The sequence below is a fragment of the Rubinisphaera margarita genome, from assembly GCF_022267515.1.
Taxonomy (GTDB): Bacteria; Planctomycetota; Planctomycetia; order Planctomycetales; family Planctomycetaceae; genus Rubinisphaera; species Rubinisphaera margarita.
This window is the reverse complement of sequence record NZ_JAKFGB010000009.1, coordinates 37,975-55,573: the sequence shown is the minus strand read 5'-3', so window position 1 is coordinate 55,573 and position 17,599 is coordinate 37,975. Positions and strand designations below refer to the sequence as shown.

The window sequence follows — 17,599 nt, the reverse complement described above, 5'->3', positions numbered from 1 at the left end:
TTCAACGCGTAGAGAACTCATGTCTTCGATTGTCTTTCGCACCAAGAAAATGCTCCGAAATTCCCTGCTCCATGTGACGGCTCGATCCTGCATCGAATACGAGGGCGTTCGGTTGCCGCCCCATCGATTGCGGTTCTGCGGGCAGGAATTCCGCGACGATCAGTTCTATCTGAAGTCCGGTCTGAGCGAAGTGGATCGTCTTGTTGATCACTGTGGACTTCAGGAAAGCTCATCCGTACTCGATGTCGGATGCGGGCCGGGCCGGCTGGCTATCGCGCTGCAACAGCGGTTTCCCAATCTTCGCTCCTATCTGGGTGTGGACGTCCACTCGGCATCGATCCAGTGGTGTCAACGATTCCTGACGACATCGCCTCAGTTCCGCTTCCTGCAATTGGGTATGCGAAACGACCGCTACAATCCGGAAGGAAGCAAACATCATCCGAGCACGATTCCCCGGTCGGTTTTTCCGGCAGGAGCCGCGGATGTGATCAACCTGTTTTCGGTATTCAGTCATCTTCCGCTCGAACACGTCGAGTTCTACCTCAACGAATTCGCGGACCTGCTGGCGCCCGGCGGCAGAATTTTTCTCACGGCCTTTCTAAACCCGGAAGCCAGCCGGAACTTTGCCGAGAATCCACCCGCAAGGGGGAAAACCTGGTCGGGCCCATTGCACTGCGTTGAACTGGGCCAGCAATGGTTCGAAGACCGAGCTCGACAGGCTGGCCTCAATGTGACGTTCGGTCCGTTACATAAGGAAGTCGACGGACAGACCGCAGTGTATCTGAGTCATTCCTCAGAGAGTTCGGCGAAGGTTGTGCAGGATTCCAGCTCATGAATTGCTCTGTTCCGCTCGATCCGCAACTCAACTCACATCCTACGGGCGAGCGGATGTTTCGTCCTGACGCTCAAACATCGACGATCGACCGGATGCTCTTCGCGCGTCAGCAGGCCGCCTATCATCTGGTTGAACCGCTGATTCCCGACAGGGGAGCGGTTCTGGACATCGCGTGCGGCACCGGCTATGGCACGGAAACACTGGCCAGCTTTGGGGCACAGGTCGCGGGAGTGGACATCGATCCTCGAACGATAGACCTTTGTCGCGAAACGATCAAACGGCCCGAATGTCAGTTTCTGGTTGGAAGCGGCACCGAGATTCCGTGTTCGGACGAAAGCTTCGACACCGTAGTTTCCTTTCAGACGATCGAACACATTAAGGATCACGAAGGCTTTGTCAGGGAGCTTCGTCGCGTCCTCCTCCCCGGAGGAACTTGTGTCATCACGACACCCAATCGCCTACTGCGGCTTCAACCGGGTCAGCGTCCATGGAACCGCTTTCACGTCCGCGAATACGATGCGGTTCAGTTGGAAGAGCTCCTGCGGAGAGTGTTCTCCAGCGTTGATATCCAAGGGGTCTCGGCCCCACCAGCGATCATGAAACTGGAACACGCTCGGCTAAGCTCCGCCCGGCGTATTGCGAAATACGACCCATGGGGATTCCGACACCGCTTGGCCCCGTCGCTCAAGAAAACGCTGGCAGGCATGCTCAAGAGCATCCCGCAGCCGCCCGGGAATCGCGACTCGGCTGGCAGTGGACAGCCGTTTCCGTGGAACGATTTCTATTTAACGGACGACGTCGCGGACTCTCTCGATCTCTTTGCCGTGTGTCGTTGAACCGATGATCCATCTGGGCTACCGCTTGAAAAGAGAGCTCAGATGTCCCCACATCATCAGAACTGTTGCAGCCATTCCGAAGACAGCCGCAAGAGCAACTCCTGTTGACCCGAGTGGGTGCGCGCAACCGATTGACGTCACTATGAAGGCGGCCGACCCCGTGCTATAGGCGATTAGGACGCGACGTTCCTGATGGGTCGCTTCCAACGCGACCCACAAGACTCGAGCCAGAACGCTGATGGCAGCCGCCAGAAGCATCAGCTGGATCGACGCCATGCCCCGAAGATACTCGTCCGGGAGCCAGAACGAGACAATCACCGTGACAATCAGTACGATCGCCATCCAGAGCAGGAAGGCGTAGAGTCCCACCTGAGTGAGCAGTTTCCGCGAACGCGTTTCTCTGATCGCGGCTGCATCCCGCCAAATGGGTTGTAGAAATCGGACGGCGACTCCTCCCAGCAGGAGAATTGCGGCTGCCAGTTGAGCCGCGAAGCCCATGACCGCCGAATCGGCCGCGCCCAACAGGTGGCGTGTCAAGACAACAGCTCCACTGAACGGGACGTTCATGATCAGAGCGGTCAGCAGAAGTGGAGCCGCGGAGCCTTTCCACTGGTTCAGCTGACGTCGACTGAAAGTCGGCCGGACCGGTCCAGAGATCACCCTCAGCGAGATCGCCTGCAGCAGGGACGCGACCGTCCACTTGATCGCGAATCCGGCTCCCAGCGAAGCCACATCCATCGGAATCCAGCCGGTCAGCAAAGCAATGGCGAACAGAGTTTCCGCGAGGGCGACACCCCCCAACGCGAGAGATTGTCGACCAAGAGCATCCAGTAGAGGAACCACCGACAGGATGGAGAAACACGTTCCGCAGGAAAGCCAGAGGGACATCCAGATCTCGTCCGCGGATCGGGCGAAGAGTGCACCACCAACGAGATGCCCGCCGATTGCTAACGCGATACCAGCTGGAGTGGTCAGTCCCCAGAGTGTTCCCCAGATACGGCCTAGCCGCCCGGGGGCACGAGCCAGATCCCGTGTGGCCAGAGTCCGCAGGCCCAGGGTCCCCAGGATGACAATGTAGTTCTGTATGGCGAGACCAGAACTCAGCTGCCCGAAGCCATCGGGAGACAGGTTTCCGGAAATCAGCAACAGGCTCCACAAAGCGCTGCCTTGCCCCAGCCCCAGCAGTCCAAGTGCAACGCCGTAGCGTCCTAACATCCGAAGTGACCCGAACGACTTCGCTGGGGGTTGGCCAGACGGCCCGAGGTCGTCCATCCTGCCTGCTCGGCGGTCCAAATGCTGCATACCGTCTCATCAATCCATGGGGGAATCGGGGCTTGCTCCCCTTTCTAACCGGTCGGGACGACTGAGACAGCAGAGTGGTCGAAGAATTCGCACAATCTTCATCGACCACCTTGCAGGATTCCCGGAGGAGTCCTTTACTGACGGAGGAATGACTCTTCCCTCCAAACGCAGCGTGTCATGTCGACCATCCCCACATCGAGAACGTTCTCCCCACAGATGCTCTGGCTGCTCCTGGCTGGAGTAATCGGGGTGGTGTATGGGAACAGTTTCGCGGGGGTGTTCGTGTTTGATGACACGAACTCGATCCTCGACAATCCGTCGATTCGTTCGTTCGATGCGTTCTTCGCGACGCTCTCCTGGGACTCGCTGGTTCGGCCCGGGCGCTGGCTGGCGTATCTGACGTTGACGGCCAACTATGCGATCTCGGAGCTGGAACCGTGGTCGTATCATCTGGTGAATCTGCTGATTCATCTCGTCAATGCGTTGCTGCTGTTCGAGCTGGTGAGAATGTCGACGCGACGTCTCCAGTTTCCGGAAGAACAGGCGAAGCTGCTCGCCTTCTGCGTGGCCCTGTTGTGGGCCGTGCACCCGCTGCAGACGCAGGCGGTGACGTACGTCATTCAGCGGATTGAGGCGTTGGCGTCGCTGTTCTACCTCGGCGTCTTTTTCGGCTTCGCGAAATCTCAGGAGACATCCCGCAAAGCATGGCTGGTGATGTCGTTCGTCAGCTTCTGGTGCGGTCTGTGGACAAAGCAGATCATCGTCACCGCTCCCCTGCTTCTGCTCTGTTATGACCGGATTTTCTGGGCAGTGAGCTGGAAGGAACTCTGGCGAAAACGCGGCCTGTTTCACGCCGCCATGCTGTTGAGTGCGGCCTGGCTTGTTCTGCTTACGTTCGTTCGGCTGGGGAATGACTATGCGGGAAATACAGCCGGCCCGGGAACGGGGATCGGTTCGAGTTCGGGGGTGACTCCCCTGCAGTATGCGCTCACGCAGCCCGGAGTGGTGCTGTTCTATCTGCGGCTCTGGTTTCTTCCGATCGGACAGAACCTCGACCATTTCTGGCAACCAGCCACTTTACCAGAAGAAATCGTCCCGCCGCTGATCATCATTCTCGGGCTGCTCGCCGCGACGGGCTGGGCGTTATGGAAAGCTCCGGTCGTTGGTTTCGCCGGGCTGTGGTTCTTTCTGATTCTGGCACCGACGTCGACCATCGTTCCGATTCGCGATCTCGCCGTCGAACATCGGGTTTATCTGCCGTCAGCGGCGTTGAGCGTCCTCTGCGTGGCTGGCCTGGCCTGGGTGATGCGCCGATGGAAGGGGGCTGAAGATTACAGCCGAGCCCTGCTGCTCACCTGCGGCGGACTCGCGATGGTGCTGGGCGTGATGACGCATTTGAGAAACGACGTCTACTCCAGTGAGTATGCGCTCTGGCAGGATGTGGTTAATAAGTCGCCAAACAACGGGCGGGCTTTGACGAATCTGGTCGAACACTATCAGCTTCGGGGACAAGTAGAGCAGGCAGAACAAATGGCGCGGCGAGCAGTGAATTCACTGCCGAACAGTCCCGAGACACAGAACCTGCTCGGCTCGGTGTTGATCGATCTCGGCAAGACTCAGGAAGCCGAGCAGCATGTCAGGCAGAGCCTGAAACTGAACCCGTTGCCGGAGGCATATCTCAATCTGGCGTTGCTCGTTGAGAGCCAGCAGCCACAGGAAGCGATTGGGTGCTTGCAGAAAGCGCTGGAACTGCGGCCCGATTTTGCCCGCGCCCATAATCAACTCGGAATGCTCCTGCTGAAGACGGGCGGGGAGATCGCCGCGGCCGAGCAGCATTTTCGGCTCGCGATTGAACACAATCCCGGCAACGACTTCGCCTGCAATAATCTCGCCATCGTTCTGGCCGAGCGGGGACAGACTTCGCAGGCGATTGCACTGCTGGAACAGATTCTCCGCCGGAATCCGAGCTTCGATCTCGCCAGACGCAGTCTGATTTACGTTCAGAGCAAACTTCAGAGCCAGTAACTTCGATTCACTCCGCGGTCGTCGCCTCTGGCTCCGGGGCAGCGGAAGTCATCTCGGGTGGAGCAGCGTCGGGTATCGTGTCGCCGTCAACGTCATCGGTGCTCCGGGCACTGGAACCGGCCTTTCCCCACGTGACTTCGAACTTGAGTGACTTGGGAAAGATCCGAGGCTGGTTGGCCAGCTCCCGCTCCACGATGGTGAACGAGCTCGCCTCTCCCGGCACTGCGAAATAAAGGCGGTCCTCCTTGTCCTGCCAGACGCAGGGATATTTGATGCCGCCCGTTTCCGCAGTCAGGCGATAGCCGAGTCCCGAGACACAGGCCGGCAAGACGAAACGATCGCGAAACTCGCGGAGCATGGTCGGATTTCGCAGCACGCTTTCGGTCTCATTCACCGCTCGGAGAAAATCAACAACGCCTTTGTTCATGATCTCTTTACGGGGGCGATCGAAACTGGCGAACCGCTCCCGATGGTACTCTCGCAGCGGCTTGTTCTGCAGCACATCCACGCGGACAAGTTGAGTCGTGGCCCCGGGTTCGACACTGATTTCGATGCCGGGCTCGCGAGCCACAATCGAAGTTCTCAAGATCCGACTGTCGATATTGATGCGATTCCCGCCATGTTCCTGCCGGTACTGCTGGAAGGCTTCCAGGTCGCCGATCTGACTTTGCTTGATCACGAACAGCGGGATCGTTCCATTGGAAACAAGTGTGCCTTTCAGCTCGCCCTGCATCTTGGGGTTGAGGTAGTCGTAGAGGAAGTAGAGCGCGATGATCGAGAGAAAGACGAAAATGCTTCCGGTCAGAAACGAGGACGACGATTGCCGACGTTGAGCAACCACACGTCTCAACGGATCTTCATCCGGACGATGCTGATCTGGTTCGGCCAGCATGTGAAACAGTTCTCCGACCGCTTCTTCGCTCGACTTGTTCGGACGCTCTCCGGCGGCCAATTGCTCCAGATTTCCCCCCGCGTTCGTTGCCGTGGCAGAAGCTGCCGGCGGCGAAGAAACGGGAGGAGTGGTCCCCAAACCGGCTGTGGGCGTCTGAGCCTGGGGCGGGATCGGAACCAGAACCGGCTTTCCGCAACGGGGACAGGGACCGGTCTGCCCCATGGCAATGTCGGGAACCCGCAGCGTAGCCTGGCAGTGAGGACAATCGAGCTGGATCATGAGCGATGTTCTGTGATGCGACGAGGAGGGAGTTGGAGGCAAGGCGCCAAATCGAGCGGCTCGACTTCACCGTCTTCGTCTATCATACTTGAAGAACAATAAGAGGGGTCAAGAGTTGTCTGTATCTGCGGCCGTGAATGTCGCACCATTCGAGGCCGGAACGCATCAATGAAGCCTGATGACAAGATCTGCTACTGCTTCCATGTGACGAAGCGGAAGATCATGAACTTTATCCGCATTCACGAACCGCGAGTGCCCAGCCAGGTCAGCGAATGTGGTGGAGCGGGCACCGGGTGCGGCTGGTGCATTCCGTACCTGAAACGCTGCTTTGAAGAGTCTCGCACGAAGAACGCCGTCGATCAGGAACTGACCGCCGAACAGTACGCCCGCATGCGAGCCGAGTACATTCGCTCCGGAAAAGGAAAGCCGGCCGCCGGAGCCGAGCCGCTGCCCGAGGAGGATTAGAGTCGTTTCATGCCACTCCTGCAGTCGCATTTTGAAATTGCTCGAGTCTCCTCCTCAGACATACACCCGCCAGACGATCGCTTACCTGGAAGGCGTCGCCGTTTCTGCGGGCAGGTTCTTGCGGAACTTATCCGTGTAGAGCCCGATCTGGCTGAGCTCGATTTCGAGATACGGAGGCGTTCCGCGAGAGAGTCGAGGATCGAGCTGCAGTTGCGGACGACCGGATTGTTCGACGACCCGACAAGTCACGGGATCACTTTCTGATCCGGTCAGCGTCGTGAACCCCTTCAGGTCCCCCGGAGTGGCGATGCCGTCCGCGCCCGTGCTGTTCACGGCAACATTGTCGCTGATCTCGAACTTGTCGATCAGCTTTTTCACGTTGCCATCGAAGCTGGTGACCTGCTTCTTACAGTCGACAAACAGGTTGCCAAGAATCGGGTTGTGAAGGGGCTCGCGGGGCGAGTCTTCCATAATGCGGGCCAGGTGCGGGTACCGCGTACTCCACGGCGGACTCTGGTAATCAAGAGCCTTCGCTTTCTCTTCGAGCATCCAGCTGGGGTAATCGGGGTTGTTCCACTGCTTCCAGGTCATGCCGCGGGAATCGATGTGCAGACCGATCGGACAGTCGATCACGATGTTGCCGAGAACCGGATTGTTCCGCCCGCCGCCAATCATAATCGCCCGGCCGGCTCTTACGAAAATGTTTCCCTGCAGGGTGTCGCCGGAATCGCAGTCATCGAGATAGATGCCCATCGTGTTGACGTGGTCGGGATTTCCGCTGCCGAGGTCGTGGATGTAGTTGCCCTTGAGGACATTGCCCTGACTCGTCCAGTTACGCCCCGTGTAGAACGCTCCTGCATCCCCAGTCTCCAGGACGACGCTGTGCACCTCGTTTCGTTCCAAGAGGTGCTCGTTACCGCCGTAGAGCACGGCGTTGTGCGGAGCATCGTGAATGAGATTGTTCTTGACGACCTGTCCGCAGCCCTGGACATTGATGCCGGGAGCATACGTCCGCTGAAAGTTGCCGTAATGGTGAATGTGATTATTGACGATCAGATTCTTCGCCGGCGTCAACGACTTGCGATCGCCGCCATTCACCGAGATGCCGCCGCGACCGATGTTGTAGACATCGCAGGAGCGAACCGTATTGTTGCTTCCGTCGACTCGAATCCCCGTGCTGGCGAGATTGGCCACCACGCAGCCGGCCAGCTCGACGTGCTCCGTCTTCTCGAGTGAAACGCCGTCACTGTGTCCGTATTCAAACGTCAGTCCTTCGAGGCGGAGATGCTTCGCCCCTTTGATTTGCAGGAGCGGCTGGCTGAGTGTCGCGAGGACAATGGAGGAGTTCTTGAGCGAGCCTTCCGGATACAGATAGAGCCGCTTCTGATTGCGATCGAGGTACCATTCGCCGGGAGCATCGAGTTCATCGAGCGTGTTCAAGGCAAAGAACCGCCGCTCGGCTGCTCCCCACGTCCCGCCGTTGATCCCGTAGTTGTGCGGAGCGGCCAGGGAAATCACCTTAGAGCCCCGATCGTAGCCGGCGATGCGAATGACTTCGTCGCTCCAGTCGTGTGTCCAGTAGCCGAGCAGCCAGACTCCTTCGTCGAGATTCCAGCGGGCGGGGCGGGAGTCCTCAAAGACGAAGGCGCCTGGGTGCAGTTTCTGTTTCGTGGGATCGCTCGACTTGGGGTTCGGCAGACCCGTGTCGACCGCTTTGGAGAACGTCGCCCAGCTTCCGGATTCCGCATCCGTGTTCGGCCAGCGGGCCAGAGTCATCGGTTCGTGGTCAACATACAGCCACGGACCGGCCGGCGAGCCGCGGTAAGACGTCTTGAACTCCGGGAACGACTTGCTGACGACTTCACTGAGATCGCAGACCAGGACGTGATTGCGAGCCGTTTTGTCGAGCCGGTCCCGGACCGAGGAATCGTCAACCGGTGCGAAGCGTTCTGGCTTGAGGGTTATGCCGCCCTGTAGTCGGACTGATCCGGGTTCGGTGGCTCGATAGATGACGGGAGCCTCCGCGGTTCCGCCGTCTTCTGGTCCGAGTTCGAATGTCGATTCGAGCTGAAAATCGCCGGGGGCGATGTGAATGACCACGCTCTCGCCGGCGGGAATCTGCCCCGCTTTGCGATCCGCCCGAATGCGATCCCGAACTTCGGCAAGAGACCGATACGGCTGGGCAGAAGAGCCGTCGCCTGCGGACTTCGCCTGCGGTGAGACATGGTAGGACACCTCGGCTGAGGCGGGGATGGCGATCTGCAGGATCAGGGCAAGACTCAGGGCGACTGTCCGGGCGGGAGCAAACATGCAGGACCTCTTCGAGGATGATTGATTGGCGCGATCGTCGGCAATCTGCCGGAACGCTCTCCGTTTTCTGTGCGGGAACTGCCTATAATAATTCCCCGGCGGTGCAGCCGATAGGTAAGACAGACAGAGTGTGAGTTTCGTTTTACGTCTTGAGCGCTCAGGCGATATGAATACAGAACAACCGGTCCGGGTTGAGATTGAGATGATTGAAGAAGCGGAGCCGTTGAGCGGCTGGGATCGCCGTCTGGCCGGCGGTCTGCTTCTCAGCGTCTTTCTGCACGCGATGCTCCTCTGCACTCTGGCGCTGCTGGTCTTTCAGCTTCCCATTCCGGAAGAACGGCTGTCGGCGACCATCGATACGCAGCCGACAATCATTGAGGAGCTCGAACTGACTCCCGAGCTGACCGACCTCTCAAAAGAGACGAGTCTGCCTGAACTGGATGTGATCGCCAGGCAACTTTCGATGCAGTCCACTCCCGCGCCGTCTCCGGGATATTCGCCCAGGTTGTCGAGAGCAGACCCCTCGGCTGTCGAGCTGCTCCAGATACCGGAGATCGATCTTTCCAGTCACCTTGGCGGTCGCAATGCGGCTTCGCGCGAAAAGCTCCTCGAAATGTTCGGCGGGACGGCGCAAAGTGAACGCGCGGTGGAACGCGGGCTGGAATGGCTCGCGGCTCGACAGCGGGAAAACGGCGCCTGGAGTTTCGACCATCGGCGGCCAACCGACAAGCATCCCGATCATCAGGCGGGAAGCCTCCGTTCCTGTCCGATCGGGGCCACCTCGATGGCGTTGATGGCCTTCCTCGGAGCGGGCCACATGCATACGCAGCCCGGTCCGTATCAGGAGACCATCTATAACGGGCTGGAGTATTTGAAGTCCGCCGGCACGGAGGTCCGGGAGGGAATCGATTTTCGCGGACGGTTTGGCCCCGATGATGATCGCATTCCGGGCGGAAACGCGGCGATGTACGCTCACGGACTGGCGACGATCACCCTCTGCGAAGCCTACGGCATGACGCGGGACCGGCTGCTGCGTGAGCATGCTCAGGGGGCGGTCGAATACATGATCCGCATTCGGAACCGAGACCGAGGCGGCTGGCGGTATGACCCCGAAGAACCGGGTGACCTGTCGGTTTCGGGGTGGATGATCATGGGACTGAAGAGTGCCGAGACGGCCGGGCTGCGGTTTTCCGATGTCGGTTTCACGTCATCCAGCGAGTTCCTCGATGCCTGCCAGAGAGACGACGGCAGCCAGTATGCCTATCTGCCGGGACAGGGAGCGAAGCTGTCAACAACATCGATTGGCCTGCTCTGCCGCATGTATCTCGGCTGGGAGAAGAGCCACGACCCGCTGCAGCGCGGCATCGGCGTGTTGAGTACCGCCGGACCGAGCCGCGAGAATATGTACTACAACTACTACGCCACACAGGTCCTTCACCACGCCGGTGGCCCCGAGTGGAAACGTTGGAATGAAACTTTGCGCGACTTTCTGGTCGAAACCCAGCTTCGCAATGGCCCGGAAGCCGGCAGCTGGGACGTGACTGACCCCCACGGCAAGCGAGGCGGGCGACTGTACCAGACCTGTCTGTCGATCATGACTCTCGAAGTCTACTACCGACATCTGCCGCTGTACCAGACGCGAGCCGTCGCGAAAAAGTAACGCCCCTGAGCTCCCCATCCCACGAGATGAGAAACACTCCGGGAGCCACTACACGTGCCAGTCGAAGCCGAGATCGAGAGACGGAGCTGAGTGGGTGATTTCTCCCACGCTGATCCGATCGACTCCCGATTGAGCGACCTCGGCAATCGTCTCCCGCGTAATGCCGCCTGAAGCTTCGAGCTGAACGTCGGACGCCTGCGCGTCTCGAAGCTGAACGGCCTTCAACAGTTTTTCCGGCGGCATGTTGTCGAGCAGAATCACATCCGGATCCCACTTCAGCACCGTTTCGATCTGCTCCAGCTGATCGACTTCAACGATGATCTGAATCCCCGGGTAGCGGGCCCGTACATCGGCCACGATCTGGTCCGGATGGCTGTGCGTCATGGAAGCGAGATGATTGTCTTTCAACATCACGGCGTCGTAGAGTCCCATGCGATGGTTCTCGCCGCCGCCACAGCGGACCGCGTACTTCTCGAGCAGGCGGTAACCCGGCAGCGTTTTGCGAGTATCGAGAATCCGCGCCTGCGTTCCGGCGATCAGATCGGCATACCGACTGGTCAGAGTCGCGACGCCGCTCAGATGTGTCAGGAAGTTGAGAATGGTCCGCTCGGCCATCAGGATCTTCTGCACGGATCCCGACAGCGTGCCGACGACCTGCCCCGGCTGAATCCGGTCTCCATCTTCCGTGTGGGCAGTCCACTCAATTCGGGAATCGACCTGCTGCAAGACCAGAGGAACAATCGGCAGGCCCGCCAGAGCTCCGGGTTGTCGGACACCGATATCGACCTGCCCCTCACGAGCCGAATCAATGAACAGCGTCGACGTCACATCCCCCCGTTCTCCGAAATCTTCGGCCAGAGCCATCGCGACAAGCTGCTCGGCTGCCCGTCGGGCGGCCGATGTGAATTCGGGGCGGTTCGATGGAAGCGGAAAACTCATAGGGATTCAATCAGGTTGGACGGATGCAGAAACGAACTTTCAGACGAGCCTCCTCAGACGGGCTGCGCTGTTCCTCCCATTCTAGCGATGTTAGACTGACGGGCCTATGAGTGCCCCATCCCGCCCCGCCTGTTCTGACCTGCCGCCTGCCGTGGATCACGCCGGCCTGGTTCCCCACGAGAACCTGCTGAGCTGTATTCACTGCGGACTGTGCACCTCGTCCTGCCCCACCTATCTGGAAACGGGCAACGAGAACGACAGCCCCCGGGGTCGCATTCATCTCATGCGAGGCATCGAAGAAAAGCGAATCCCGCTGACGGAAACCGCCGAACGGCACCTCGACCTCTGTCTCGACTGCCGCAGCTGCGAAACGGCCTGCCCCTCGGGCGTGCAGTACGGCCAGCTGATCGAAACCTTCCGGCTGTCCGTGAAAGAACAGCGACAGGGCGATTCGGGCCAGAGCCGGGAAAGCTGGTTCGAGAAGTATTTCCTTCGCCAGCTTTTTACCGACCGGCGGCGTCTGGAAAGGCTCCTCTGGCCGGCGCGACTCATGCAGTGGACGCGTCTCGATCGGTTGATTGACGCCACGGGTTTGCCCCGCCTGTTGCCGACCCCGCTGCAGCGGATGCATCGGATGCTGCCTCAGCTGGGCTCCTACCAGAATCCTTTGCCGGATCGGCTCGACACGACACAACGACCTGCACGGCATCGCGTGGGACTGTTCCTGGGATGCGTGGCTGATGCCATGTATCGCGACCTGCACTGGGCGACGGCCCGGGTTCTGCAGAACGCCGGCTGTGACGTCTTCGTGCCTCCTACACAAGTCTGCTGCGGAGCGATCGAGTTTCACTCCGGTTACGCCGATGACGCGGTGGCCCGAGCGAGGCAGAATATCGCTGCTTTCCCTGCTGCTCTGGTCGATGAGATCGTGATTAACGTCGCGGGCTGCGGAGCGATGCTCAAAGAGTACCACCATCTGACAAACCGAAGTCCCGAACTGGCCGAAGAGCTGACACAGTTCTCTCAGCGGGTTCGCGATATCAACGAGTTCCTCGCCACGCTCGACATTGAGCCGCCGCAGGGAGCACTGCCGCTTCGTGTGGTCTACCAGGACGCCTGCCATTTGCGGCACGCTCAACAGATTGAAAAGCAGCCCCGAAAACTGTTGCTGATGATTCCGGAACTGAAACTGCTGGAAATCAAAGAACCGAACATCTGCTGCGGAGCGGCCGGGAGCTACAACCTGACCGAACCAGAGATGTCAGACCGGCTCGTCGAACGGAAGATCAACCACATTCTCGAACAACAACCGGACGTGATCGCCTCCGCCAATGCTGGCTGCTCGCTGCAACTGAAGGCGGCTCTCAAAGCACGCGGCCTTCAAATCCCCGTGCTGCATCCGATCGAACTGCTCGATGCGAGTCAACAGGGACTGAGCATCAGCGAGTACCTGAAGTCGCGATAAACAGACACCGACAGGGATGATCCCGAAAGATTCTTTCGGGGCGGCGCAGCCTTGGGAGAACGGGATTGGACGTCCATAGTTCATAACACCCGGAATCGGGATGGCCCAGACGTGCACGTCTGGGTGACGAAGTCACAGGAAGAAGCTGTGTTACGCTGGAAAAGCATTGGCTAACGACTTCATGGGAAACTCGCCGAATAGAGGAACTCCGTTGGTCACCGACCTCTTGTGGCTCCGCCACTCAGACGCACGCGTCTGAGCCATCCGGCAAGCCTCGTGCTAATACGTTGCAGGCGTCGTGGAGGGGTGATCCCGAAAGATTCTTTCGGGGCGGCGCAGCCGTGGGAGGACGGGATTGGACCCGGATTCTTGTAAAGGACTTTCTCGGAGGGGATGACGAAGCAGGGATGAATCTTCACCCTCGCCAAACGGCATTCTCCGACGGCTTCGCCGCCCAGATAGCGGAGCTATCAGGGCCACCCGAGGTCTTCGTCTGGCCGATCTCAAAAGGATGGTACAGAGATTCATCTCTGTATTGCGCAGCAACAGGAGGTTTGTCTTGGACGGTGACTATTCCCGAGAGCGACCGCAACAGAAAGAAGCTGTGTTTCGTTGGAAAAGCATTGGCGAACGGCTTCATAGGAGTCTGACCGAATAGAGGAACTCCGTCGGTCACCGACTTCTTGTGGCTCCGCCACTCAGACGCTCGCGTCTGAGCCATCCGGCAAGCCGCGAGCAAATACGTTGCAGGCGTCGCCCAGATAGCAGAGCTGAGGCCACCCTGTCGGGTTCTTCCCAACAAAAAAGCCGCGCCCAGGGCGCGGCTTCTTGTGAGTTGGTCAGCTCAGGTTCTTAACCCTGCATCGCTCCGGCGGCGACCAGCGATTCCAGGAAGCCCTTCAGCTGATGGCTGCGGACCGGGTGCTGGAGCTTGCGGACAGCTTTCGCTTCAATCTGACGCACGCGTTCGCGGGTCACTTTGAAGATGCGGCCGACTTCTTCCAGCGTGTAGGTGTAGCCATCACCCAGGCCGTAACGCAGTTTAATGATCTCGCGTTCGCGGTAGGTCAGGGTCCGCAGGACGTGATCGATCTTGTCCTTCAGCATTTCCTGAGTCGCGGTGCTGACCGGGCTGTCGGTCGACTGGTCTTCGATGAAGTCCCCAAAGTAGCTGTCTTCGCCTTCGCCAATCGGGCGATCCAGGCTCACCGGCTGACGCGAAATCTTCATCACGCGGCGGGCTTCTTCGATCGTCACATTGGCGGCTTCGGCCATTTCTTCGACGGTCGGTTCGCGGCCCAGTTCCTGAACCAGGTCCTTCGAAACCTTCCGCAGGCGGGACATCGTTTCGATCATGTGGACCGGAATTCGAATCGTGCGGGCCTGATCGGCGATGGCGCGGGTAATTGCCTGACGAATCCACCAGGTGGCGTACGTCGAGAACTTGTAACCGCGACGATACTCGTATTTGTCGACGGCTCGCATCAGGCCGGTGTTACCTTCCTGAATGAGGTCGAGGAAGTTCATGCCGCGATTGCGATACTTCTTGGCAATCGAAACGACGAGCCGCAGGTTTCCGCCGGAGAGTTCCCGCATGGCCGTTTCGTAGGCACAGAACCGCTTGTTGATCTCATCAATCCGAGCCGCCAGCGTTTCCGGCGTCTCGAAAGTCATGATCATCAGGTCGTGCAGTTCGCGTTCGACCGCGGCGGCTTCTTCCGCGGCATTCGTGCGGCGATTGAGAACCTTCAGGCGAGCCTTGAGTTCGTGCATGCGACTGCAGATCTGCTGCAGACGTTTGAACAGGGGCTGCAGGCGCTGCGTACGCAGGCTCAGCTCTTCAACGAGCGTCGTCATCTTGCGACGGCGGGTGTTGAGAGAATTACGAGCCGCTTTGCGTTCCTCGGCGGAGAGGTTCTGATCGATCGACCGTTCGAAGTCGTGCCGATTCTTCTGCATGAGGAAATCGAGCGTCTTCAGATTGTGCGGCATCCGGCCGAGAACCTGGTCTTTCTCCAGCGACTCGGTCAGCGACACTTTGATTGTGCGATCGAAGGGGAGCTCACCCCGGTGGACCTTGGCCAGCGTATCGATGGCGGCTCGCATGGCGCAGTCATTCTCCAGCAGGTGCCGGCGGAACTGCTTGCGGGTCACTTCGATCTTCTTGGCGAGGGTAATTTCCTCGTCTCGCGTCAGCAGGGGAATTTCGCCCATCTGGGTCAGATAGATGCGAACGGGATCATCGATCCGCTTCGAACCTTCTTCTTCGACGACGAGGTCACCGGCCCGCTGCTTGCCGGGCTTGGCGGTTTTCTTCTTCTTTTCCTGCTCGACCTTCCGCTTCGGGACGTGCTTCTCGGGAATGATGTCCATCCCGAGCTCTTCCAGAGAGAGCAGGAGCTGATCGAGCTTGTCCGGATTGACCCCTTCGTCCGGCAGATAATCGTTCACCTGGCTGAAGGTGAGGTAACCCTGCTTGTGGCCGGACTCAATCAATTGTTGCAGTTTGTCATCAAGCTGATGCACAGAATTCTCCTCGGACAGACTCTCGGGCTGACGGCGCGCCTGCGACAATCATTTCGTCGCCGACGCTGGAATCAACCTGTTTATTGAGACGATGCGGTATTGCGCGTCACACGTTGCTGGTGAAATTGAGCCGCATCCTGCAGCAATTGTCTCATCCGATCATCAACAGCCGTCGGTTCCTGCCGGTGCAACGCGACGGTACTGGTTGAGGCCCGATGGTGGGATTCCTTGTGTTCCCACTCGAGTTGAGAAATCACCTGACTCAGATAGAGTGGAGCACGCTTCCCCTCGGAATTCAGTGCCGTCTCTTCCAGCTTCTCGGTGACCTTCTTCTCTTCCGCTTGAGCTGCGATGGCGAGGATCAGTCGCTTCAGCTCAGGATCTTCAGTTGAGGCCAGTAATGCGTCAGTCCCGGAATACTGATTCCGCTGACTGAGTCGCGCACACTCGGCCACAATTTCGCTCACTAATGGATGCCGGAGTTTCCCGGGAACCTCGCGGTCCAGGATCTCGGTGATGCATTCCGGCATCATGAAGACAATTTCCAACAGGTCCCGTTCCAGCAGCGTGTATCGATCGAGCCGGGGCTTGAGCAGGCCGTCTGCCTGGTCGCGACGATGGACGCGGGAAACAATTTCCTCCTGTGGTAAAAAGTCAACAGATGGCTCCGCTTCGTGGGAGCGTGAAGAGGGTTTCGCAACTTGCGGACCCTTTGCCCGCAATTTCGCGAGCTCGCTACGCAGTTTCTGCTCCTGAGAACCACGCAAACCGACCCGGAGGGCCAGACGGTTCAGGAGCATATCCTCGCGTTTTGTGCCAGAAAGGCCGGGCGCCACGGCAAGCAGTTCGAGCATTTCGCTCATCAGCTGCTCGCGGGAAAAGACGGAATCGTCGCTGTACTTCGCGGCCAGATTCCTCAACTTGAAGTCCCACGCGTCCTCGGCATTTTGTAAAAGAGTTTGAAATTCCTGCAAACCGTGCTTCTCGAGATACTCCGGCGGATCCATCCCTTCCGGCAGAGCCAGCAGGCGCAGATCGATCTCATGAGACAGCAGACGGGGCAGAGCCCGCTGGGCGGCATTCTGGCCGGCGGTGTCGCCGTCGAAAATGAGAATCACTTTCTGGCAGAACCGTCGGATCAGCTGCACGTGTTCGTGTGTCAGAGCCGTTCCCAGTGTGGCCACGACGTTGGAAATCCCAACCTGGTGGAGCGCGATGCAGTCGGTGTATCCTTCGACAACCAGAACCGCTTTGCGCTCACGCATGGCCTCCTTGGCATGATCGAGTCCATAGAGCTGTCGACTCTTGCTGAAATACGCGCTTTCCGGACTGTTCTGATATTTGCCGTACTGTTCATCCTGACTTCCCGGCAGAACCCGACCACCGAACGCAATCGTCTGCCCGCGATCATTCCGAATCGGAAACATAATCCGACCGCGAAACATGTCGAGATGCCCATCTCCCTGTTTTCGAGGCAAGATCAGTTTTGCTTCTTCTAGCTGTGGAATCGTGAACGAACCGCGCGCCTGCTTAATCAGCCAGTCCCATCCACCCGGGTGGAATCCGAGTTGAAAGTCGGACCAGATCTCCTCGCAGTAACCCCGGTCGAGCAGATAGTCCCGCGCCGGCTCGGCAGCCGGGTCAGCGAGCAGACACTGATGATATTTCTGAGCCGCCCAGTCGATCAGCTTGAGGATCGTGGCTCGATCGTTTCCCGGGCGGCGACGCGCCTTTTCCGGAGTTGCGGGCATTTCCAGTCCGGCGCGGTCGGCTAGACGTTCCAGCGTCGCTCGAAAATCGAGACCTTCAAGCTTCATCAGATAACTGAAAACATCGCCGCCTTCGCTGCAGGACCAGCAGCGGTAGGTTTGTCGTTCGCGGTCAATTGTGAGCGAAGGATCGTGATCGTCATGGAACGGACAGAGGGCCACAAACTGACGACCTTTTTGCGTGACCGTCCGGGATTCCCCGACGAGCGCAACGATGTCAGTCTGGGCGCGAACCTGCTCCTTGAATTCGCTCCACGTATCGATCTGCACGAACCATCCCCTCAGGCCATTTGCTG

12 protein-coding genes are annotated in these 17,599 nt (G+C 58.9%); 6 read left to right on the top strand and 6 right to left on the bottom strand.

What is annotated here, in order from left to right:
• The first annotated feature begins 19 nt into the window (after positions 1-19).
• Entirely contained in the window at positions 20-835 is an 816-nt protein-coding gene (locus L1A08_RS03460; protein WP_238754257.1) for a class I SAM-dependent methyltransferase, read from the top strand.
• Entirely contained in the window at positions 832-1,671 is an 840-nt protein-coding gene (locus L1A08_RS03455; protein WP_238754255.1) for a class I SAM-dependent methyltransferase, read from the top strand. The genes L1A08_RS03460 and L1A08_RS03455 overlap by 4 nt, the downstream gene beginning before the upstream one ends.
• Positions 1,672-1,689: 18 nt before the next feature.
• On the opposite strand, the gene L1A08_RS03450 is transcribed toward L1A08_RS03455, so the two are convergent.
• On the bottom strand, positions 1,690-2,886 hold the full coding sequence (locus L1A08_RS03450; protein WP_238754253.1) for a lipopolysaccharide biosynthesis protein: 1,197 nt from the start codon (positions 2,884-2,886) through the stop codon (positions 1,690-1,692).
• A 264-nt stretch (positions 2,887-3,150) separates the two neighbouring features.
• On the opposite strand from L1A08_RS03450, the gene L1A08_RS03445 reads away from it, so the two are divergent.
• Positions 3,151-4,998, top strand: coding sequence for a tetratricopeptide repeat protein (locus L1A08_RS03445; RefSeq protein ID WP_238754251.1), 1,848 nt, complete (start codon positions 3,151-3,153; stop codon positions 4,996-4,998).
• A gap of 7 nt (positions 4,999-5,005) precedes the next feature.
• Here L1A08_RS03445 and L1A08_RS03440 read toward each other — a convergent pair whose 3' ends face one another.
• Positions 5,006-6,169 (bottom strand): hypothetical protein, encoded by a 1,164-nt coding sequence (locus L1A08_RS03440; RefSeq protein WP_238754249.1) that lies wholly within the window; start codon positions 6,167-6,169, stop codon positions 5,006-5,008.
• A 168-nt stretch (positions 6,170-6,337) separates the two neighbouring features.
• Between L1A08_RS03440 and L1A08_RS03435 the strand changes: the two genes are divergently transcribed.
• Entirely contained in the window at positions 6,338-6,634 is a 297-nt protein-coding gene (locus L1A08_RS03435) for a (2Fe-2S)-binding protein (RefSeq protein ID WP_238754247.1), read from the top strand.
• Between the two features lie 81 nt (positions 6,635-6,715).
• Here L1A08_RS03435 and L1A08_RS03430 read toward each other — a convergent pair whose 3' ends face one another.
• Positions 6,716-8,944, bottom strand: coding sequence for a right-handed parallel beta-helix repeat-containing protein (locus L1A08_RS03430; RefSeq protein WP_238754245.1), 2,229 nt, complete (start codon positions 8,942-8,944; stop codon positions 6,716-6,718).
• Positions 8,945-9,110: 166 nt separating this feature from the next.
• Between L1A08_RS03430 and L1A08_RS03425 the strand changes: the two genes are divergently transcribed.
• Positions 9,111-10,604, top strand: coding sequence for a prenyltransferase/squalene oxidase repeat-containing protein (locus tag L1A08_RS03425; RefSeq protein WP_238754243.1), 1,494 nt, complete (start codon positions 9,111-9,113; stop codon positions 10,602-10,604).
• 48 nt (positions 10,605-10,652) lie between these two features.
• Here L1A08_RS03425 and nadC read toward each other — a convergent pair whose 3' ends face one another.
• Positions 10,653-11,543: a carboxylating nicotinate-nucleotide diphosphorylase gene (nadC, locus tag L1A08_RS03420; RefSeq protein ID WP_238754242.1), complete on the bottom strand. Its 891-nt coding sequence runs from the start codon at positions 11,541-11,543 to the stop codon at positions 10,653-10,655.
• A gap of 106 nt (positions 11,544-11,649) precedes the next feature.
• Here nadC and L1A08_RS03415 point away from each other — a divergent pair, with 106 nt between their 5' ends.
• Complete coding sequence (locus tag L1A08_RS03415; protein WP_238754239.1) at positions 11,650-13,008, top strand: (Fe-S)-binding protein; 1,359 nt, start codon at positions 11,650-11,652, stop codon at positions 13,006-13,008.
• Between the two features lie 852 nt (positions 13,009-13,860).
• On the opposite strand, the gene rpoD is transcribed toward L1A08_RS03415, so the two are convergent.
• Together rpoD and dnaG are read right to left on the bottom strand one after the other, a co-directional pair.
• Positions 13,861-15,534, bottom strand: coding sequence for an RNA polymerase sigma factor RpoD (rpoD, locus tag L1A08_RS03410; RefSeq protein ID WP_238754236.1), 1,674 nt, complete (start codon positions 15,532-15,534; stop codon positions 13,861-13,863).
• A gap of 80 nt (positions 15,535-15,614) precedes the next feature.
• On the bottom strand, positions 15,615-17,573 hold the full coding sequence (dnaG, locus tag L1A08_RS03405; protein ID WP_238754234.1) for a DNA primase: 1,959 nt from the start codon (positions 17,571-17,573) through the stop codon (positions 15,615-15,617).
• Positions 17,574-17,599 lie beyond the last annotated feature (26 nt).